At 50.9% G+C, this 18,733-nt stretch carries 19 protein-coding genes; 11 read left to right on the top strand and 8 right to left on the bottom strand.

Going from position 1 to position 18,733, the window contains the following annotated elements; genetic code table 11:
• The first annotated feature begins 3 nt into the window (after nucleotides 1-3).
• Genes cybH through hypA form a run of 9 tightly spaced genes read left to right on the top strand, consistent with a single transcriptional unit; the run spans nucleotide 4 to nucleotide 8,989 of the window.
• The gene (gene cybH, locus L9G74_RS10995; protein ID WP_238896381.1) at nucleotides 4-675 is read left to right on the top strand and encodes a Ni/Fe-hydrogenase, b-type cytochrome subunit; all 672 of its coding nucleotides are present in this window, start codon (nucleotides 4-6) and stop codon (nucleotides 673-675) included.
• A 7-nt stretch (nucleotides 676-682) separates the two neighbouring features.
• Nucleotides 683-1,282 carry a HyaD/HybD family hydrogenase maturation endopeptidase gene (locus tag L9G74_RS10990; protein ID WP_238896379.1) on the top strand — a complete coding sequence of 200 codons (600 nt, stop codon included), beginning with the start codon at nucleotides 683-685 and terminating at the stop codon, nucleotides 1,280-1,282.
• Between the two features lies 1 nt (nucleotide 1,283).
• Nucleotides 1,284-3,080, top strand: a complete 1,797-nt coding sequence (locus tag L9G74_RS10985; protein ID WP_238896378.1) for a NiFe hydrogenase — start codon at nucleotides 1,284-1,286, stop codon at nucleotides 3,078-3,080.
• 1 nt (nucleotide 3,081) lies between these two features.
• Nucleotides 3,082-5,457: a carbamoyltransferase HypF gene (gene hypF, locus L9G74_RS10980; protein ID WP_238896376.1), complete on the top strand. Its 2,376-nt coding sequence runs from the start codon at nucleotides 3,082-3,084 to the stop codon at nucleotides 5,455-5,457.
• A 29-nt stretch (nucleotides 5,458-5,486) separates the two neighbouring features.
• Nucleotides 5,487-6,269: a hydrogenase nickel incorporation protein HypB gene (hypB, locus tag L9G74_RS10975; protein ID WP_238896375.1), complete on the top strand. Its 783-nt coding sequence runs from the start codon at nucleotides 5,487-5,489 to the stop codon at nucleotides 6,267-6,269.
• Entirely contained in the window at nucleotides 6,269-6,514 is a 246-nt protein-coding gene (locus L9G74_RS10970) for a HypC/HybG/HupF family hydrogenase formation chaperone (RefSeq protein ID WP_238896374.1), read from the top strand. The genes hypB and L9G74_RS10970 overlap by 1 nt, the downstream gene beginning before the upstream one ends.
• The gene (gene hypD, locus L9G74_RS10965) at nucleotides 6,507-7,631 is read left to right on the top strand and encodes a hydrogenase formation protein HypD (RefSeq protein WP_238896373.1); all 1,125 of its coding nucleotides are present in this window, start codon (nucleotides 6,507-6,509) and stop codon (nucleotides 7,629-7,631) included. Before L9G74_RS10970 ends, hypD begins: the two co-directional genes overlap by 8 nt.
• 3 nt (nucleotides 7,632-7,634) lie before the next feature.
• A complete protein-coding gene (gene hypE / locus L9G74_RS10960) occupies nucleotides 7,635-8,642 on the top strand; it encodes a hydrogenase expression/formation protein HypE (protein WP_238896371.1) in 1,008 nt (335 codons plus the stop codon).
• Entirely contained in the window at nucleotides 8,642-8,989 is a 348-nt protein-coding gene (gene hypA, locus L9G74_RS10955) for a hydrogenase/urease nickel incorporation protein HypA (protein ID WP_238896370.1), read from the top strand. The genes hypE and hypA overlap by 1 nt, the downstream gene beginning before the upstream one ends.
• Before the next feature lie 110 nt (nucleotides 8,990-9,099).
• On the opposite strand, the gene L9G74_RS10950 is transcribed toward hypA, so the two are convergent.
• Nucleotides 9,100-9,459 carry a hypothetical protein gene (locus L9G74_RS10950; protein ID WP_238896368.1) on the bottom strand — a complete coding sequence of 120 codons (360 nt, stop codon included), beginning with the start codon at nucleotides 9,457-9,459 and terminating at the stop codon, nucleotides 9,100-9,102.
• Nucleotides 9,460-9,742: 283 nt separating this feature from the next.
• On the opposite strand from L9G74_RS10950, the gene L9G74_RS10945 reads away from it, so the two are divergent.
• A complete protein-coding gene (locus L9G74_RS10945; protein ID WP_238896367.1) occupies nucleotides 9,743-11,335 on the top strand; it encodes a bacteriohemerythrin in 1,593 nt (530 codons plus the stop codon).
• A gap of 52 nt (nucleotides 11,336-11,387) precedes the next feature.
• Here the strand turns inward: L9G74_RS10945 and rnd are convergent, their stop codons facing one another.
• The 6 genes from rnd to tsaB all read right to left on the bottom strand — a co-directional run bounded on the left by rnd (nucleotide 11,388) and on the right by tsaB (nucleotide 17,149).
• The gene (rnd, locus tag L9G74_RS10940; RefSeq protein WP_238896366.1) at nucleotides 11,388-12,506 is read right to left on the bottom strand and encodes a ribonuclease D; all 1,119 of its coding nucleotides are present in this window, start codon (nucleotides 12,504-12,506) and stop codon (nucleotides 11,388-11,390) included.
• 69 nt (nucleotides 12,507-12,575) lie between these two features.
• Nucleotides 12,576-14,249: a long-chain-fatty-acid--CoA ligase FadD gene (gene fadD / locus L9G74_RS10935; RefSeq protein ID WP_238896365.1), complete on the bottom strand. Its 1,674-nt coding sequence runs from the start codon at nucleotides 14,247-14,249 to the stop codon at nucleotides 12,576-12,578.
• 192 nt (nucleotides 14,250-14,441) lie between these two features.
• On the bottom strand, nucleotides 14,442-15,338 hold the full coding sequence (locus L9G74_RS10930; RefSeq protein WP_238896364.1) for an alpha/beta fold hydrolase: 897 nt from the start codon (nucleotides 15,336-15,338) through the stop codon (nucleotides 14,442-14,444).
• A 36-nt stretch (nucleotides 15,339-15,374) separates the two neighbouring features.
• Nucleotides 15,375-16,064 (bottom strand): M50 family metallopeptidase, encoded by a 690-nt coding sequence (locus L9G74_RS10925; protein WP_238896363.1) that lies wholly within the window; start codon nucleotides 16,062-16,064, stop codon nucleotides 15,375-15,377.
• Nucleotides 16,057-16,350: a hypothetical protein gene (locus tag L9G74_RS10920; RefSeq protein WP_238896362.1), complete on the bottom strand. Its 294-nt coding sequence runs from the start codon at nucleotides 16,348-16,350 to the stop codon at nucleotides 16,057-16,059. Before L9G74_RS10920 ends, L9G74_RS10925 begins: the two co-directional genes overlap by 8 nt.
• A gap of 85 nt (nucleotides 16,351-16,435) precedes the next feature.
• A complete protein-coding gene (gene tsaB, locus L9G74_RS10915; RefSeq protein ID WP_238896361.1) occupies nucleotides 16,436-17,149 on the bottom strand; it encodes a tRNA (adenosine(37)-N6)-threonylcarbamoyltransferase complex dimerization subunit type 1 TsaB in 714 nt (237 codons plus the stop codon).
• A 297-nt stretch (nucleotides 17,150-17,446) separates the two neighbouring features.
• Here tsaB and hemB point away from each other — a divergent pair, with 297 nt between their 5' ends.
• Complete coding sequence (hemB, locus tag L9G74_RS10910) at nucleotides 17,447-18,454, top strand: porphobilinogen synthase (RefSeq protein WP_238896360.1); 1,008 nt, start codon at nucleotides 17,447-17,449, stop codon at nucleotides 18,452-18,454.
• 71 nt (nucleotides 18,455-18,525) lie between these two features.
• On the opposite strand, the gene L9G74_RS10905 is transcribed toward hemB, so the two are convergent.
• A complete protein-coding gene (locus L9G74_RS10905) occupies nucleotides 18,526-18,732 on the bottom strand; it encodes a hypothetical protein (protein ID WP_238896358.1) in 207 nt (68 codons plus the stop codon).
• Nucleotide 18,733: the final 1 nt, after the last annotated feature.

Below are 18,733 nucleotides of genomic sequence, written 5' to 3'. Positions count from 1 at the left end.
ACCATGTCAAAAGCTGGAGTTTCCTATCAGCAAGTGAAAATTTTCGGCGCCGCTGTCCGTATTTTTCACTGGCTACGTGCGTTGTCAATTGTTGCATTGGTAGCAACTGGCTTTTATATCGCCTGGCCATTTGTAGTGGGTTCCGCTTCAACCGACGTACTTGTACAAGGTTGGATCCGTTTTTCTCACCTCATTTTTGGCTTTATTTTGTGTGCGGTGACACTCGCTCGCGCGTATTTGTACTTCTTTAGTAAAAACGACATCGAACGTCGTTCTTTACAAGACGTATTGAACTACCGCAGCTGGATCATTCAGATTAAGTCTTACTTCTGGATGGGTCACCTTGATCACAAAGGGGTTTATGGTCCGTTGCAATACATGACCTACCTAATGATCTCGGTCATGGCGTTTCTGATCTGTATTTCAGGTCTGATCCTTTACGCCAACATCTACCATGAAGGTTTAGGTGGTGCATTGTGGGGGGCAGCAAGCTGGTGCACTGAATTACTTGGTGGTTTAGCTCAGGTGCGCATTTGGCACCACTACATCACCTGGGTATTCATTATTTTCTTAGTTATCCACGTATACATGGCAGTCTGGATGGGCATTCGTTTCAAACACAACTCTGTTGATTCGATTGTTTCTGGCTACGACTACCACCCAGAGAAACACTAGGAGCCCAATGAATACATTGCTATTGGGAATTGGCAATGTCTTGTACGCCGATGAAGGCATCGGCGTACATTTTGTCAATTATATTCACGAGAACTATAAGTTCAGCCACCCCGAGCATCAGTTAGTGATGCTCGACGGTGGCACTCTCGCCCAAGGTCTTACGCCAATTCTTGCGCAATACCAATCACTTATTGTGGTTGATACTGTCAATGCTGCTGGCTGTGCCCCGGGTGAGGTTTATTTCTTTGATTTTGATAACGCCCCGCCAGAAATTGATTGGCAAGGCAGTGCCCACGAAGTGGAAATGCTGCAAACGCTAACCATGATGGAGATGGTCGGCGACCGTCCCCACACTATGGTACTGGGTGTCACACCCACAGTGATCGAACCGATGACCCTTGGTCTGACCGACCGCATCGCTGCTGCTGTACCTGTGATGGAAAAAACCTTAATCAACTATTTCACTCAGCTGGGCTGGCAATGCGAAAAAATTGGTGATACCGATATTGCTGAGCTAATCCCCCTCTCCTACATTCCACGCCTATCCATGGGCGATCGGGAAAGTGGCAATGCGCCGCAGGCAACGGAAGCGCAGGATACTGAATAATATGAAACTGCTTAGATTTGAGTTTGACTGTTCTCGTCAAGTGCCTTGGTATGGTCACTTATGTAATCAATACCTTAATTATCAACCGCTAACGCTAACCGTCGGTTTGCAAGCGGTACAGGTACAAGGTGATGCTGCACTGCAGCAACTGCCAATCACTTGGCGCTATTTTATTGAAGCCGAAGGCGAGCAAGCACCGCTAGAAGCCTTAGCAAATGCGCTGGCACAAGACTTTTTAATCAGTACCTACCTGCTTGAGTCTCGGATTATTCCAATTGAGCAGCGTCTCGGTAGCGATAAACCGCTGGCTGACAATGATGCGACCTTAGCGTTTTGCCAGCATTGCCAACCGCAATTTGGCGATAACCAACACGCCAACTTTGCCACGCTCAATCTGCCCTGCACTCACTGTCATGGCGATGCAGCTATCAACGCCAAACCTGCATTAGCCGCGCTGCAACCAGCGGATTTAGTGCAGTTGGCTAAGCAGTTGCTTGATGGTAATAGCATTACGCTGACCGATGTCATCGGCGATATTCAGTTAAGCCGCACTCCCATCGCTAACGATGATTGCGCCGTGCTGATCTGCAATCCCAATACCTTGAGCCAACAATTTGTGTTGGAAAATCGCCAAGTGCTATCGCTGTCGTCGCTTGAAAAACCGCTGCTGATACTCAAGCCGCAAGCAGAGCTCAAACTGGCGCCAGCATTATTGCCGGTGGGTTTTGCCGCCACGCGCCTACAGCAAGTGTTGTGTGAATTGCTGCGGGTGAAAGGTGTTGATTGGATCTATATCAGCGGCGCTAAACGCCCAGTGTTTGCCAATATTCTCAGTGCTGATGTCCCTGTGCGAGCCAATACTAGCCATTTGAGTAACGCTAGCACGGGTGTAGCAGTCAAAGAGCCGTTACACGATGACGTCCGCTTTGGCGCGTACGTGGCGCACAGCGGTGGTTCTCGTAAACAACCGGTAATTGATAGCAGCTTGAGCGATGCCGATGTGTGGGATAGCACCAATGCAGCTTACGCCGCAGAATGTGCCGCACTGGGTTTAGCTGCAGAGTTTGCTCACCACACCAATTACGCCGTGCTGTACTTTAGCCGTCAGTTTGATAGCAAAATCATCACTTGTGACAGCAAAGGAAGTTTTGCGCCATTTATCACCCTGCCTAAGCTGCCGAGCAGCGGTAAGGCGGTGGCAGATGTGCTGCAACAAAGTGAACATGCCGCCGTATGGCAAAAGTTTGTTGCTAAACATCCAGAGATTGAGCAACGTTTATTCGGGTTAGATCTCGCAAGCGTAACTAAAGTGGCCTCATTGGAAGCACTGTGGGCCGTGGCTGCGGTCATTGTTGGTATTCAAGCAGACAACGCTAAAGCGTTGGCGCAAGCATTTATCGCCGCAGCGATGAGTAACCGCAGCGCCAATTCACCACGGATTGACTTCCCGCTGACGCAAATGGCTGATAACAGCGACAGCAGTTTTGTGTGGAGCAAAGCGCTGGGCAGTTTAGTCAGTTTCCGCCTCGCCGGTGACGAAGATGAAGCCAAACTCGCATTCGCGATGAATGACTCGTTGGCCGACTTTATCGCCAACTGGATTGAGCGGTTAGATCTGAATGTTGGTATCAAATGCGTTTATCTCGCGGGGGATGAGTTTGCTAACCCAGTGCTAGTTAAACGCCTAGGCCTGCGCTTAGGGAAAAACTTCCCTATGGCTAGCAGCCAACAACAAGATTTAGATGGCAGTTTACTAGCCACTGGCGCGCTTTACTTGCGCCAACGCCGAGGTAAATAACATGAACACCACACCGACCACATCGCCGTGTATCGCACGCCGTTATCGCATGCACGGCATAGTGCAAGGTGTGGGCTTTCGCCCATGGATTTACCAGCTAGCCCTGCGCTGTGAGCTAACGGGTCATGTACTCAATAACGGTGAAGGCGTCACCGTGGTGGTGCAAGGTTCCGCCAATGCGATCAATCAATTTGATAGCTTACTTTTTATCGACAGGCCGCCATTAGCGCGGCTTGATGATATCCAGCAGCAAGAAATTGCGACTGACAGCAACCTGACTGACTTTTCTATCAAAAAAAGTGATAACACAGATAACGCCTTAACGGTGGTCAGCAGCGACAAAAGCAGCTGCCCTGCCTGTTTGGCAGAGATGCGTGATGCCAATAATCGCCACTATCGCTATCCGTTTGTTAACTGCACCCACTGCGGCCCACGATACAGCATTATCAATCGCCTGCCGTATGACCGACAGAACACCTCGATGGCCGCCTTTGAGATGTGCCCGAGCTGCCGCGCCGCCTACGAAAATCCTCTCGACCGCCGTTATCACGCCCAGCCCGTCAGTTGCCCTGAATGCGGGCCACAATTGCGCTATATAGCTGCGTCGGGCGAGATCTTAGGCCAGCGCCAATCGGCATTGGAATTAGCGGTCGCCGCACTTAAGCGTGGTGAAATATTAGCGATTAAAGGCTTAGGTGGCTTTCATCTGGTGTGTGATGCCACCTCAGATAGCGCTGTCACCAGTTTAAGACAGCGCAAACAACGCCCCGCCAAACCATTAGCGGTCATGGTGGCCGATATCAACATGGCAAAACGTTATGCCAGTGCTAGCGAGCAAGAATGGCAGCTACTTGCCAGTCAAGAACGCCCCATTGTGCTACTGGCAAAAAATGACGTTACATCACCACAACCATTAAGTGCAGCAGTGGCGCCCAATATCGACCGTATCGGCTTGTTTCTGCCGTACACCCCACTACATACCTTGTTGCTGGATGAACTCGATTTCCCACTGGTTGCCACCAGCGCCAATCTGTCCGGTGAGCCGATTATAACCAACAGCAATGACATCATCGCCCAACTCGCCAATGAGCCGTTCAAGGTGGTTGATGGTGTATTAGATCACAACCGCCCCATCCTCAATGGCTGCGACGATTCAGTGGTGCAGTGGGTTGGTGGCGCCGTGCAAGTATTACGCTTAGCCCGAGGTTATGCGCCGCTGATGCTGCCAACGAAGACCATCGCCACTCACGAGTTAGCCGTGCTGGCCGTGGGCCCACAGCAGAAAAATACGCTGGCGCTCAACATCGGCAATAACCTCTGTTTAAGCCCACATATTGGTGATCTATTCAGTATTGGTGCCGAAGGCTATTTTGCACGCACCCTTGCCAGTTTTCAGCGTATGTATCGCTTTAATCCAAGCCATATTGTGCGCGACTTGCATCCACAATATGCCTCTAGCCGCTGGGCGGAAAACCAAGCAGCGCCGAGTATCAGCGTACAACACCACTACGCGCATGTACTGGCAACGCTGGCGGCCAATGACTACCAAGGCCAAGTGCTCGGTTTCAGTTTTGATGGTACTGGCCTTGGCGATAATGGTGAACTGTGGGGCGGAGAATTATTACTGGCGGATAATCAGCAGTATCAACGGTTAGCCAGCTTGCAGCCGTTTGCCTTGATTGGTAACGAACTTGCCATCAAGCAGCCTTGGCGTTTGCTGTTCGCGCTATTAACCGAGCAGCTGGATAACACCCAACTGCAACAACTGCCCTGCTTTGCCGAGCAAAGTGACAATCAGCTCAACAACCTCAAGCGAGTGATGAGCAGCGGCAAGATGCCGATGACCCACTCCGTCGGCCGATTATTTGATGCACTGGCGGTACTGCTGGGCTTGATGCAGCACACACAGTTTGAAGGCCAAGCCGGCATTTTAGTTGAAAGTGCGGCAAGACGCGCATTAGCAAGTGATGTTATGCCGTATTCTTTGCAATTACAGAGGAATGCGGATGCGGCGTTACCGCTCGGCAGTTGGCAAGCACAACCATTATTTATTGATGTCGTCCATGGCTTACGCAATGGCGCATCAGTTGAGGCATTGGCGTTAGGCTTTATCCACGCACTCGGCCACGCCATCTGCGATGCCGCTAGCGCCACTCAGCAACTGCTATCGCAACCTCTCCCGGTGGTACTTACGGGAGGCGTATTTCAAAACCGCTGCTTAACTGAGTTTTGTCAGCAGCAATTGAGCGTTCGAGGCATCTCTTGGTTACCGCAAGGGCTAGTGCCGGTAAATGATGGCGGTATCGCCCTCGGACAACTTTGGTACGGTTTGCACCAACTCAAGCAAACCGCAAAGGATTCAGCAAAACCGCAGTAAGCGGTTTCACAGGAAATATCGGAGTAGATATGTGTAAAGATTGCGGCTGTTCACTGACAAGTGAAGGTCATGCCCATCACCACGATCATGGCCATGATCATCTGATGACTAACCCACAGCTAAACGACAAGAAGACCTTGTCGGTTATCCATAAAATCCTCGATAAAAACGATATCGAAGCCGCCCATAACCGTGAGCATTTTGAACAACACGGCGTGATGGCCTTTAACCTGATGAGTAGCCCAGGTAGCGGTAAAACGACCCTGCTGGAACACTTAACTAACTACACTGACCAACGTTACTGTGTAATTGAAGGCGATTTAGAAACCTCCCGTGACGCCGACCGTTTGAAAGCTAAAGGCATCAACGCAGTGCAGATCCAAACTGGTAGCGCCTGCCACTTAGACGCCTTTATGGTGCATGGTGCGCTGCATCAGCAACCGCTGGATAACATGGATATCTGCTTTGTTGAAAACGTCGGTAACTTGGTATGCCCTGCCAGCTACGATGTCGGCACCCACAAAAATGTAGTGCTGGTTTCGGTGCCTGAAGGCGAAGATAAAATCGAAAAATATCCCGTCATGTTCCGCAAGGCCGACGTGGTATTCATCACTAAGTGCGACCTACTGCCTTATTTCGATTTTGATCCCGAAGTCGCCAAAGCTGCGGTGTTGAAACTCAACCCTGAGGCCAAAGTCATCAATGTCTCGGTAAAAGAACCGGAAAGCATGAAAGCGGTAGCGCAATGGTTTGCCACAGAACTGGCGGCATTCAACCGTACGCTAGCAAGTAAAACTGAGGAGCCAGCCTAATGTGTTTGTCTATTCCATCGCAGGTTGTTGAGCTACATCCCGAAGACGGCAGCGTTACCGTGGATACCTTAGGCGTTAAACGCACTGTAAGTTGTCACCTGCTGGATGAACCGTTAGAAATTGGCGATTACGTGCTGATCCATATCGGTTTTGTCATGAACAAAATTGATAAAGCCTCCGCACTCGAAAGCCTCGAACTCTATCGCGAAATCGTGCAAAAGCTGGAGGCTGAGGAGCATGCCTGAGCTACAACTTAAACAGCTGTATGATGGTTTTCGCGATCCGCAGACCATTAACGAGTTGTCGCGCCAAATCCACGCACTGGCCAAAGACCTCAAAGAACCGGTCTACATGATGGAAGTTTGCGGCGGCCACACCCACACCATTATGAAGTTTGGTCTGCCACAACTGCTGCCAAACAATATTCACTTCATTCATGGCCCCGGTTGCCCAGTGTGCATTATGCCCAAAGAACGCATCGACCAAGCGGCGGCACTCGCCAGCATTGATGATGTGATTCTGGTGACCTTGGGCGATATGATCCGCGTGCCAGGCTCGCAAGGTTCACTGGCACAGTTCCGCGCCAAAGGTTGTGATATTCGGCCTGTGTATCAACCGCTGGATGCCATCAAAATCGCTCAAGAAAACCCGAATAAAACCGTGGTATTTTTTGCTATTGGCTTTGAAACCTCAACCCCAATGACCGCGGTACTGCTGGAACAAGCGGAAAAGCTGGGGTTAGACAACCTACTGTTTCATATCAACCACGTGTTAGTGCCACCAGCAATTGATGCGGTAATGGCCGATCCCGACACGAAAGTGAACGCCTTTATTGGTCCGTCACATGTCAGCGTGATTACCGGCAGCAAAATCTATCAGCCGACCGTCGACAAATACCACACCCCAGTGGTGATTGCCGGTTTTGAACCGGTAGACGTGATGCAGTCCATTCTTGCCATTGTTAAGCAAAAAGTGGCTGGCCGCGCCGAATTAGAAAACCAATATCAACGTGCCGTTACCGAGCAAGGCAACGTGGTGGCACAGCAGAAAGTCGAGAAATTCTTTGAAGTGCGCGACAGCTTCCGCTGGCGTGGTTTGGGGCCGATTCCCCACTCAGCACTGCAACTGCGGCCAGAATACGCCCATCGCGATGCCGAAATTCGCTTTGGTGAGCGTTTGCCAGTGAAAGAGATCGACGATCACAAAGCCTGCCAGTGCGGTGATATTCTGCGCGGCAAAGCGAATCCAAACGATTGTAAGGTGTTTGGCCGCGGTTGTACCCCGCAAACACCATTAGGCAGCTGCATGGTCAGCTCAGAGGGCGCCTGTAACGCCTATTATCGCTATGCTGGAGTGGAGTAAATCATGGCGAAACCTACCCAAATTCAATTAAGTCATGGCGGCGGTGGCCGCGAAATGGCAGAGCTTATTGGCAAACTGTTTTTTGATGCCTTTGACAACCCAATTCTGCGCCGTGAAGAAGACGCCGCCGCGCTGAATTTAAACGGCACCACCGCCTTTACTACCGACTCTTTCACGGTCGCCCCGCTGTTTTTCCAAGGTGGCAACATCGGTAAATTAGCTATCGCAGGTACCGTGAACGATCTGGCGATGATGGGCGCCGAACCGCAATATTTAAGCTGTGGTTTTATCATCGAAGAAGGCTTTGAGCTTGATAAGCTGAAAACCATCGTTAACAGCATGGCCGAAGAGTTGAAAAAATCCGGTGCCCGCATTGTCTGCGGTGATACCAAAGTGGTGCCTAAAGGCTGCGCCGATGGCCTGTTTATCAATACGTCTGGGGTCGGCCACATCGTAAAACCGGGCATTTCTGTTAGTGCCATTCGCCCGGGCGATGCCATTATTCTGTCTCGCGATATCGGCCGCCACGGAGCAGCCATTCTCACCGCCCGCGAAGGCTTACAGCTAGACAGCGAACTGACCTCTGACTGCGCCACTTTGTGGCCCGTGGTTGAGCGTTTGATTGCCGCTAACCTTGATATTCACGCCATGCGCGACGCCACCCGTGGCGGCATTGCTGCCGTGCTCAACGAGTGGACCAAAGCCGCTAACGTTGGCATTGATATCGAAGAGAAACAGATCGCGGTATGTGACGAAGTCCGTGGTGTATGCGAACTCTACGGCTTTGAGCCGTGGGATCTCGCCAACGAAGGCACCTTCGTCATTGCCCTGCCACAAGCGGCCGCTGAGGCCGCAGTGGAAATCATGCAACGCTTCTGTGGCTGCCAAGATGCCGCCATCATTGGCACAGTTACCGACGAGCATCAGGGCCGAGTGATCATGCAATCGCCATGGGGCAGCAAACGTTACCTCGATCTTCCACAAGGCGAGCTGCTGCCGAGGATCTGCTAATGCATGAGTTTTCTATCGTCAGCGCGTTGATCAACCAATGTGAAGAGTTGGCCGCCGAGAACAAAGCCACTGGCATTGCTCGCGTTGCGGTAAAAATTGGCGCGCTCAGCGGTGTAGAACCGCAGCTAGTGAAAACCGCGTTTGATACCTTCCGTGAAGATGGTATCTGCCGTGGTGCCGAGTTAGAGATGGAGATTGCACCATTGGAGCTTGATTGTCGTGCCTGCGGCGCCCATTCAATCCCTGATGAAATCGCCTATCTCTGCCCTGCGTGCCAGAGTCGCGATATCAAAGTCAGCGGTGGTGAAGAGATGCTGCTAATGCAACTGGAACTGATGTACGACTAAATTTTCCTATCGCCTGCTCCGCTCTGGAGCAGGCTTATTCGCTTTCAAGCTGATTAATTGCCACACCATTGCGATTAGCCAGCTAGTCCCTAGAAGCGCTTACCAACAAGTCACGCGGTCAACGCATCGAAAAGGATAAATGAGGCTCTCGCCAGCAGCATGAACAGTGCATATCCCAGCACGATGATCGAGCGACGCCGACGTTTGGGGAATAGTTCGGTCACCATCACATCCGCGCCTCGCATCAGTTTCGCGCTCCAAATGGGCAGCCAACTCAGCTTGAGTGTGTAGTGCGTTGCGTTAACAGCAAACTCTGCGGTACAGCGAATTGGCGCAAACATCACTAACCGGGAAAACAACACGTCTTCACCGTTGCTGATGACCAGCCGGGTGGTCAGTCTGTTATAGGTAACCGCCAATGGCTGTTGGTCGATCAGGTAACTACTGCGTTGCACCCATTCAAATCCCATTTGATAATCCAATCATCTAGTTAACGCTATGCCGCTAAAAGAGATATGACTCTGACGCATGCACGCCACACGGTCAATATTTTCAGTCCAATGCCTGCCGAATGATCTATCGGCGCTGTTCTCATCCCCGCTACTCGGTAGTCAAAGCTCCCTTATTGACCAACTTTTAAACAATAATTCTCCAAATCAATCAAGGTTATACGCCTTTTTGACAATGGTTACATTAGGGCTGCACTAATATAATCGGGTTGCCCTGATGTACGCTTAAAAAATGAGGCTTCCCATGTTAGATAAAGGACTAGCGCGGGTGATAAATATCTCTCCGCTGGCAGGCAGTGCCATTGTCGTGATTTTTCTTCTTCCCATCGCCGCCTACCTCGCGATGCAACAACAATGGATTTTATTGTCGCTGTTATTGCTTTATGCCGTTGGCATCACCTGTTTGCTCACCTTGTTCCGTCGGATTATATTGCAGGCGCGCGCGGCCGCGTTGGAGCTTGCGCAAGGCGACCTGAGTACCCGTATTGACCAACAAAGTCAGTTAGGCGGCTCGCTGTTTCGGGCGATAAACCGCGTCGGCGAAGACGTTTCCCGCACCGTGTTTTTTCTTGGCAAAACCAGCGCCCATATGCTGAAAGTGGCTAACACGGTGCAAAAAGACTCTGAAATTTCCAAACTCGGCGCCATCAAGCAGAAAGAGGATGTCAGTCAATCTAAGCAGGCGATTCATCAACTGTTAGCTATTTCTGCGCGCGTATCCGACTATTGTGAGCAGAGCTATCAACAAGCCTCGGCCGCCAATACCCAAGCCAGCAATGGCATTGCGGCAATGAAAAAACTAGAAAGCACACTTAAAGAGGTGAGCAGCCAATATTCCCGCTCTGATGCGCACTTTGCTGAATTAAGTCGCGAGAGCGCCCACATTGGCGAGGTGATTGACACTATCACCACCATTGCCGAGCAAACTAACTTGCTAGCGCTCAATGCCGCCATTGAATCAGCCCGCGCTGGTGAACATGGCCGTGGCTTTGCGGTGGTTGCCGATGAAGTCCGCAAGCTGGCAATCAAAACCCAAACCGCCACCCAAGATATCGACAGCAAAATCTCCAACCTACAAACTCAGATTGACGCCGTAGTCAGCGCTATGGAAAGCAACAAGCGCCGCATCGACAACGCCTTTAACGCTGCGGAAGAGGCAGAAATCAGCTTTACCACCTTAAATCAGCAAATCAACGACCTCGACCAACTGAGCAATAACATCTCTACCCTGTCGTCAGAGCAGTTGGCAGAAACCGAGCAATTAAACCGTTATCTGAGCGAAATTGAACAGGAGTCGGACAACAACGTGATTGCCACTCAAGAAACCCTGATGGCAAGCGTTACCGTGCGTAACATGGCGGGCGAAATCACCTCGCTGTTGCACCGCTTTAATGTGGATAGCGACCAAATCGAGCGTGAAGATAAAGTGCGGCCTAAATTGATGCAGTGGAACGCGGACTTGGATTTAGGCCTGTTTGAAATCAATCGTCAGCACCAAACCTTAGTTAACTTGATCAACGAGCTTTACTACCTGCTGCACCATAAGTATGGCGCGGCGTCGACCAAACGCGTGGTACAAGGGCTGATTGATTACACCGCCAATCACTTTAAATACGAAGAAACGCTATTTGAACTGCTGCAATATCCGCAAGAGCAAGCCCATAGCGCCAACCATACGCGCTTAGTGGAGCAAGTGCTGGCGTTTCAAAAACGAGTGGAAGCCGGTGAAGATATCGGTGATGAACTGATGGACTTCTTAAAAGCGTGGCTGATTAAACATATTCAAAAAGAAGACCGCGCCTATTGCGACCACTTTAAAGCAAAAGGCATGTCGTAATGACATGCCTTGAGTCTCCCACAACGCGGTTAGCGCTGATGCAACTACCGCGTTACAGCAGTTGCGGTTCAATCGCGGCTAAACCTTCCGCTAATAGCGAACCGCGCCAGCCTTGCAGTACCAACGGCTGAGCGCCCTGCTTTTGATTCCATATCCATTCCAGATATTCATGGATCAGTTTTTTTGAACCCAGCAGTTCGATCGGCGCCTGTTTATCTTCAGCAATCGCCGTAATCGCGTTTTTAATCAGTTTAAATGCCGACTTATAACCGGGCTTCAACGCCAGCACATCAAGGGGTTCCGGCAGGTTTTGCTTGTCGGCGTTGGCGATAACTTTAACCAACTCTTTGGCGTGAATCCGTTTCTCATGGTCGGAGAGATCGCGCGATTGCAGCAGTTCATTCAGTGACGTTGGCTGCTTTTTCGCAAGCGCCAGCAAGGTATGGTCTTTCATGACAAAGCCCACCGCCAAATCGCGTTTTATCGCCTTAGCCATACGCCAAGCCGCCAGTGCGCGCAGTACCGCTAACTCCATTGGCGTCAATTGGAACGCGTTCTTCACTTTCAAATAGGCGTGTGGTAAATCGGGCGCATCTAAGCGGCCTTCGGTCATACGCTGGCTTTCTTCTAACGCCCACGCCATACGGCCTTGCTGTTCCAACGCAGCACACAGTTTCGGATACAGTTGATACAGGTAATCCACGTCATTAGCGGCATACTGCAACTGCGCATCACTCAGCGGGCGTTTGAGCCAGTCGGTACGCGATTCGCCTTTATCGAGTTCAACACCCAACAACTGCTGCACCAACTTGGCGTAACCTAAGCCGTGGCCCATACCAGCTAATGCCGCGGCCAGCTGTGAGTCCAGCAGTGGCGCAGGTTGGCATTGACCAAGGTGGGCAAACACTTCCAGATCTTCACTGCCAGAGTGCAGTAGCTTCATGATATTGCTATCGGTGAGTAACGCCCAAAATGCCGATAAATCTTTAATCGCCACCGGATCAATTAACGCCAGGGTGGTGCCATCAAAGGCTTGAATTAACCCTAACTGCGCGTAATAGGTGCGTGTGCGAACAAACTCAGTATCAAGCACCAACAATGGGCTGCGTTGGTACTGCGCGACTAATGCTTGCAATGCATCAGCAGTATCAACGTACACAAACTTTTGCAAAACATACTCCTGTTTAACTCTGCGACAGCGGCCATAAAAAAGCCGGCATCTTTGCCGGCTTTACAGTAACTAAGCGGATTTAACTTCCTCACGAAGTTCCCTTCGCAGGATCTTGCCGACGTTACTCTTTGGCAGTTCATCGCGAAATTCTACCAGTTTTGGTACCTTATAGCCCGTTAAATACTGGCGGCAATGGGCGACAATTTCATCTTTCGATAAAGATTTGTCTTTCGCCACAATAAAGGCCTTAACAATTTCACCGCTGGCATCATTCGGCACACCAACAGCGGCCACTTCCACCACTTTAGGATGCAAGGCAATCACATCTTCCACTTCATTAGGGAACACGTTAAAGCCCGACACTAAAATCATGTCTTTTTTGCGGTCAACAATATAGAAGAAACCCGTTTCATCCATATAGCCGATATCACCGGTGGCCAACCAACCATCAGCGTCGATCACTTTGGCAGTTTCTTCTGGTCGATTCCAGTAACCTTTCATCACCTGCGGCCCTTTGGCGTACAATTCACCAATTTCGCCCTGCGGTAAGCTATTACCTTCAGCATCACGGATCTGAATCAAAGTTGACGGCAGCGGGAAGCCGATTGAGCCATTATATTCTTTCAGGTTGTGCGGACACGCAGCCACCACTGGCGAGGCTTCGGTCAAACCATAACCTTCCAGCAGTTTGCTTTTGGTCATCGCTTGCCATTTTTCGGCCACGGCACGTTGTACCGCCATACCACCACCTACGGTGAGTTTCAGACCAGAGAAATCCAGTTGGGAAAACTCTTGGTTAGCCACCAAGGCGTTAAACAAGGTGTTTACCCCAGTGATGGCGGTAAATGGGAACTTACGCAGTTCCGCTACAAACCCCGGAATATCACGCGGATTGGTGATCAGCAGGTTTTGTGAACCTTTGTGCAAGAACAGGAAGCAGTTCACCGTCAGCGCAAAGATATGGTACAGCGGCAACGCCGTGACCACGTTCTCTTTGCCATCATCCAGCAGCGGCGAGAAAGTCGCATCTGCTTGCAGAATATTGGCAACCACGTTGCGATGAGTCAGCATCGCGCCTTTGCTCACGCCGGTGGTACCGCCGGTATATTGCAAAAAGGCCAAGTCATCACCGGTTAACTGTATCTCGGTAAAGTCATGACGCGCGCCATGGCGCAGCGCTTTACGCATAGAGATTGCGTTTGGCAGATGATATTTCGGCACCATGCGCTTGATGTACTTAATCACAAAGTTCACCAAAGTGCGTTTCGGTACGCCGAGCAGATCGCCAATGCCGGTAATGATGACGTGCTCAACCGGTGTTTCATCAATGACTTGCTGCAAGGTGTTAGCAAAGTTGGATACCACCACAATCGCTTTGGCTTCGCAGTCTACTAACTGATGTTTCAACTCGCGTGGTTTATACAGCGGGTTAACGTTAACCACCACCAAACCCGCACGTAAAATACCAAACAAAGCAATGGGATATTGCAATAAGTTCGGCATCATCAATGCGACGCGGTCGCCCCGTTTTAAGCCTAAATCATGTTGGAGATAAGCGGCAAAAGCCCGACTCTTCTCTTCCAACTTGCGGTAAGTCAGCCCGACGCCCATGTTGACGTAAGCCGTTTGATCCGCATAGTGATTAATCGCGTTGTCAAATAACGCCACTAAAGAAGGAAAACGATCCGCATCGATTTCAGCAGGCACCTCAGCAGGTAACTGGTTTATCCAGCGTAGATCCACAAATCTCTCCTAATATCCGGTAGCAATGCCGTCTGTTGTTGCTGCTTAGTGCCGACGGACACATGCCATTATCTTTTTAGTTTTCCGGTAGCCTCAGTTGGCCACACTTGGGTGCTGGGTTCTATCTTGTGACAGAAATCATACGCCCGTTTGAATTTTGATCATCTTCACATAATTTCCTAGCGGCCGTCATTAGACTTTTGTCGCTGCAATGTAGCGAATTATCGCCTCAGCAGTGGCGGCGGCATGGGTCATGTGCAGGTGATGATGTCCTGCTAACTGCTGGCAGGTCAGCGCTTGATACCACTGCTCCGCCAACGGCAATTGCTGCTGCACGTTGGCATAACCTTCGGTGCCATACAGCAATAAAGTGGGCAGGCGTACCGTGGTCATCACCGATGCCACCTGCTCGGTAGTCATGCGGCTGGGGCTAACCCAGCGTAAGCGTGGGTCGATACGCCAATAACTGCCCTGCTCATCGGTAGCCAGATTACGCGCAAGGATCAGTTCACACCAATGGTGTTCTAATCCAGTGAGCTGTTGGCGTTGCTGCACCAGTTGCGCCAACTCAACATAATGCCGCGCCCGTACACCGCGTTGCCGATGCTGACGCAAACTCTTTTGCAAACGGCCACGCGCTTGCTCCGGCGCTTCATGCAGCGGCGCAAAGGCTTCAATCAGAATAAGTTGATCAAACTGATCGCTATTAAGCGCGGCGTAAGCACCTGCCACGATGCCACCGAGTGAATGACCGAGCACCACCTGCGGCTTGCGCGGTAGCGCCGCCAACATGCGATCCATATCCAGCAGATAATCAACCCACTGCAAAGGATAACTTCCCGGGCGCCAATCAGAGCAGCCATGACCTGGCCAATCAAAAGCGATGATGCGAAAGTGCTGCTGTAGCTGTTCGGCTAATGGCGCAAAGCTCATGGCATTGTCTAACCAGCCATGAAACATCACCAATAACGGCAGATGTGGCTCGCCCCAAGCTAATGCGGCATAGTGCTGACCGGCTATCTCAAACGACAGCGGTTCAGCGGCGGCGCAAGGTTGCCACAGTTGATGAGATTTGTCAGTGTCTAACATGACGATTTATATAATTTATGTTCGCAAAAGCTGATGTCATACAACATTTTTCCGCGCTTGGTTAATTCGCCACCAGCAGCTCATTAACGCTAGCAGACCGCAGGCAAACCACAGCAACACCCAAATGAAGGCAGGAATAAACGTTTGGTCCGCCAAAGTCGCGGCATCATTACGTTCACTGATGCCCAATAATACGGCGGGACTGGATAAGGCGTTGAGTAACACAATCAGCGCCACTAAGCGCAAACTACCGCGCATGATCACGGTGCGATAGAACTTCAGCGGCAATAAAAACAGTACGGCGAGCGACAGCATGATGGCGATAGTCAGCACATCCCTGCCCCACAGCAGCATGGTAACCAACACGCCGCTGCCCATCAGCGCATATGCCGACTTGGCGGCATAACGGCTACAGGCGAGAAAATACAGCAAAGCGCCCCAAGCTGCCGCACCAGCGTAGCCACTAAAACCAATAAAGGTGGCCCAGCCACCGCTGGAGAAACATAAACCCGCGCCGTTGCTGAATAACTCGATATGGCTCATACGGCCGCCCGACAGCAAGGTCGCAAGCGCATGGGATAATTCGTGGAAGTAACACTCCAACCATTTAAACGGCGTAGAGATAAATGGCGCGCGCGACAAAATCAGCGCGACGATCAGTTCAACAATAAACTGACCGCGACCGGGAATACGCTGCTCAGCGGTTTGAGGTAAAGAACTAGGCATAAACGTCGACGCCCACCATGCTGGAAATGGTGTCACGTTGATCGGCATGTTGCGTTAACAGATATTGAGAAATGGCCTTGGAATGGGCATTGGTGTCGCTGTCATACTCAAGGCTCGCTTGGTATTTAGCGTCGACGACATCACTATCAATGGTGATTGAGCGTGTGGCTTGTTCAGCGGTAATTTCTGGCGATATCACTTTCTCACGCTGCTGCGCGGGGCGATTGCTCGCCACCGCCTGCGTTAAGCTCGGCGTGTTATTAATTGATACTGGTGAGATTGCCATCGTTGTCTTAATCCATTCGCACGTTAACTACCACAAATCGTCGTTGCGGCAGCGGGCATGAGTCATTCACGCCCACCCGCTGAGTTTACTCGCGCCCTGGCAGTTTTTTCCACGCCACGGTGTCGCGCAAATATACCGGTTTCAAATCATCCACTGATGTTGCTTCGCCCGCGAGATAACCACGCTCAGCCAGTGCAAGCATAGCATTGGCATCGGGATATTTCACGGCATCGAGCAATGTTAACTGTGGGTTAATATGCAGCAAATCGGCATAGGTTTCAAATCCTGTACCACAGCAGTAGATCGGCTTAGCATTTTCAAACGGTACGGTTAAAGCTTCTGGTGCAGCAACCTGCTCCGGCGCCACTTCTACCGCCATGCCATCCACCGCTTGAAACGCCGCCCAATAGATCTCGCCCATACGTGCGTCAATGGCACACAACACTTGCTCCGCGCCATGTTCGCTAATGGCTTGCTGCGCCATCGCCGCCAAGGTAGAGATACCAATCACTGGGATTTCACGCGCTAACGCCAAGCCTTGGGTCATCGAGGTACAGATACGGATGCCAGTAAAACTGCCGGGGCCACGGCCGTAAGCAATCAAGCCCACATCCGCCATGCTCAACTGTGCCTGTTGCAGCAAACCTTGCACCATCGGCAATAAGCGCTGGCTATGTTCACGCGGCGCATCGACCCGCTCATGCCACTGGCCGTTAGCGGTTTTCAGTGCAGCGGAGCAGTTTTCAGTACAAGTATCGAGTGCCAGAATGACCGGCATGCTGGAGGCGTTGAAGCTCATGAATAACTAAACCTTTTTTGGTGCCAACATCATTGGCAAATAAAAAACGCGGCAATCATACCACCAAACGGATTGATTCCAATGGCCGGTATTGGCGTTACTGTTGATGATTTGTGCAGCTAACAGACTGACATCAATCGAACACAACAAAACATTTGTGATCGATTTCATAGTTTGCTTAAGTAAAGCCCCTATATTGTCAGCACTTTCTATAGAAGCACACTCTAATGGTGCAATCTCAAGTAAAGTACGCCTTTCGCTTGCGCGAGCCGCAACAGTTTTAACTAAGGAAAGCTCATGTCAGATAGCCAAACCAAATTTGTCGCTCCATTACGCCGTATGCGCCGTTTGCGTCGCTCTGAGCCTCTACGAGCCATGGTGCGTGAAAACCACATCAGCTTGGACGACTTAATCCACTGTATTTTCATCGAAGAAGGCATCACTGAGCCGGTCGAAATCAAAACGCTGCCGGGTATCAGTCGTTTCCCAGAAAGCATGCTAGAAGCGGAAATCAAAGAGCTGCAACAACTGGGCGTGCGCTACATCATGCCGTTTGGTATCTCACATCATAAAGATGCGCAAGGTAGCGATACTTGGAATGACGACGGCTTGCTGGCACGTATGATCAAAACCATCAAAGCCACCGCACCAGAAATGGTAGTTATTCCAGATATCTGTTTCTGCGAATACACCGACCACGGCCACTGCGGCATTATCGACGCCCACAGCCACGTATGTAACGACGTCACCGTAGAAAACTTGGTAAAACAAGCGGTATGTGCCGCCAAAGCCGGTGCCGATATGCTGGCGCCATCAGCTATGATGGACGGTCAAATCCGCGCCATGCGTGATGGTTTGGACGCCGCAGGTTATGAAAACGTATCGATTCTGGCGCACTCAGCCAAATTCGCCTCAGCCTACTACGGCCCATTCCGCGAAGCCGTTGCTAGCGAGCTGAAAGGTGATCGTAAAGGTTACCAACTGGATTGCGCTGACGGCCGCCAAGCCTTGGCTGATGCCCTGCTGGATGAGCAAGAAGGTGCCGATATTCTGATGGTGAAACCCGGCCTGCCATATTTGGACGTACTGGCTCGCCTGCGTGACCGTACCGATCTGCCGCTGGCCGCTTACCACGTAGGTGGTGAATATGCCTCAGTGAAATTTGCCGCTATGGCGGGTGCCGTTGATGAACGCGCTATCGTGACTGAAAGCTTTATCGCCTTCAAACGTGCCGGTGCCAGCGTGATTGTCAGCTACTACACCAAGCAGTTCGCCCAATGGTTAGCCGAAGATAAACAAGCCTAAGCACTGATGTATTTCGCTCATTAAAAAAGAAGGCCGCGGCCTTCTTTTTTATGTTTTACAGAGAGTTAATTCTATTCTTTCGCGACACGTATCTTGCTAGCACCTTGCGCTCTAACCAAATAATATCCGCACAACAGCACAAAAATGCCGGCGGCCAGCGCCAGAGAATAGTACCAATTGACATCTTCAAAGCCGTTCAAGAACCCGTAAAGCCAATAGCCAATCACACCGCCGCAACTGCCTTTCACCGCTTGTTTTACCGCATTCGCTACATCCATT

The organism is Shewanella electrica (genome assembly GCF_022321485.1).
Taxonomy (GTDB): Bacteria; Pseudomonadota; Gammaproteobacteria; order Enterobacterales; family Shewanellaceae; genus Shewanella; species Shewanella electrica.
The sequence above is the reverse complement of the archived record's forward strand: the minus strand, read 5'-3'. Positions and strand labels throughout refer to the sequence as shown.

Excerpts from the sequence above, each read along its gene's own strand:
- cybH (WP_238896381.1), top strand. The coding sequence starts at position 4 with ATGTCAAAAGCTGGAGTTTCCTATCAGCAAGTGAAAATTTTCGGCGCC.
- L9G74_RS10970 (WP_238896374.1), top strand. The coding sequence starts at position 6,269 with ATGTGTTTGTCTATTCCATCGCAGGTTGTTGAGCTACATCCCGAAGAC.
- L9G74_RS10925 (WP_238896363.1), bottom strand. The coding sequence starts at position 16,064 with ATGCCTAGTTCTTTACCTCAAACCGCTGAGCAGCGTATTCCCGGTCGC.
- L9G74_RS10950 (WP_238896368.1), bottom strand. The coding sequence starts at position 9,459 with ATGGGATTTGAATGGGTGCAACGCAGTAGTTACCTGATCGACCAACAG.
- L9G74_RS10985 (WP_238896378.1), top strand. The coding sequence starts at position 1,284 with ATGAAACTGCTTAGATTTGAGTTTGACTGTTCTCGTCAAGTGCCTTGG.
- hypA (WP_238896370.1), top strand. The coding sequence starts at position 8,642 with ATGCATGAGTTTTCTATCGTCAGCGCGTTGATCAACCAATGTGAAGAG.
- L9G74_RS10905 (WP_238896358.1), bottom strand. The coding sequence starts at position 18,732 with ATGGATGTAGCGAATGCGGTAAAACAAGCGGTGAAAGGCAGTTGCGGC.
- L9G74_RS10920 (WP_238896362.1), bottom strand. The coding sequence starts at position 16,350 with ATGGCAATCTCACCAGTATCAATTAATAACACGCCGAGCTTAACGCAG.
- hypB (WP_238896375.1), top strand. The coding sequence starts at position 5,487 with ATGTGTAAAGATTGCGGCTGTTCACTGACAAGTGAAGGTCATGCCCAT.
- hemB (WP_238896360.1), top strand. The coding sequence starts at position 17,447 with ATGTCAGATAGCCAAACCAAATTTGTCGCTCCATTACGCCGTATGCGC.
- hypF (WP_238896376.1), top strand. The coding sequence starts at position 3,082 with ATGAACACCACACCGACCACATCGCCGTGTATCGCACGCCGTTATCGC.
- hypD (WP_238896373.1), top strand. The coding sequence starts at position 6,507 with ATGCCTGAGCTACAACTTAAACAGCTGTATGATGGTTTTCGCGATCCG.
- L9G74_RS10945 (WP_238896367.1), top strand. The coding sequence starts at position 9,743 with ATGTTAGATAAAGGACTAGCGCGGGTGATAAATATCTCTCCGCTGGCA.
- tsaB (WP_238896361.1), bottom strand. The coding sequence starts at position 17,149 with ATGAGCTTCAACGCCTCCAGCATGCCGGTCATTCTGGCACTCGATACT.
- L9G74_RS10930 (WP_238896364.1), bottom strand. The coding sequence starts at position 15,338 with ATGTTAGACACTGACAAATCTCATCAACTGTGGCAACCTTGCGCCGCC.
- L9G74_RS10990 (WP_238896379.1), top strand. The coding sequence starts at position 683 with ATGAATACATTGCTATTGGGAATTGGCAATGTCTTGTACGCCGATGAA.
- hypE (WP_238896371.1), top strand. The coding sequence starts at position 7,635 with ATGGCGAAACCTACCCAAATTCAATTAAGTCATGGCGGCGGTGGCCGC.